Genomic DNA, 630 nt, shown 5'->3' with positions numbered 1-630 from the left:
ATGATTGGTTGGTATGGCTGCGCTATGTTGTGCTACGTGACCCCTAAGGAGCACTTGGGGCTTCCAAATAAAGAAGACGTTAAAACCGGTATGATCACCTACAAGCTAGCTGCGCATGCTGCGGATTTAGCAAAAGGGCATCCGGGAGCACAAGTTCGTGACAATGCCTTATCAAAGGCGCGTTTTGAATTCCGCTGGGAAGACCAATTTAACCTCGCTTTAGACCCCGATACGGCACGTGCATTTCATGATGAAACGCTACCGCAAGAGTCTGGAAAAGTAGCGCACTTCTGCTCAATGTGCGGCCCTAAATTCTGCTCAATGAAGATTTCTCAAGAAGTCAGGGAGTATGCCAAAGATACAGAGCAAGGTGCCGCGGATCAGGCGATTTCTATCAAGATTTTAGATGACCCGCTGGAAGGCATGCGTAAGAAGTCTGAAGAGTTTCGTGCGACAGGCTCGGAGCTTTATCACCCAGCCGTGCACGCCGAGGCGGATGAGTAATGGCTAAAAGCCTTATTCCATCGTCGTTAATTCCGCTGACAGGATCTGTTCAGCAGTGTTTATTGTTGGCGAAAGAACAGGGTTTTAGTATTGATGAGATTGAGTTGGGCGTAAGCCCAACTCAAT

1 protein-coding gene is annotated in these 630 nt (G+C 48.4%); it reads left to right on the top strand.

The genetic code is table 11. From position 1 onward, the window contains the following. A partial coding sequence (locus R7O13_RS28255; protein WP_318305373.1) for a phosphomethylpyrimidine synthase ThiC occupies positions 1 to 504 on the top strand: 504 nt, incomplete at its 5' end. Positions 505 to 630 lie beyond the last annotated feature (126 nt).

The organism is Vibrio sp. Y176, assembly GCF_033438945.1.
The sequence above is the reverse complement of the archived record's forward strand: the minus strand, read 5'-3'. Positions and strand labels throughout refer to the sequence as shown.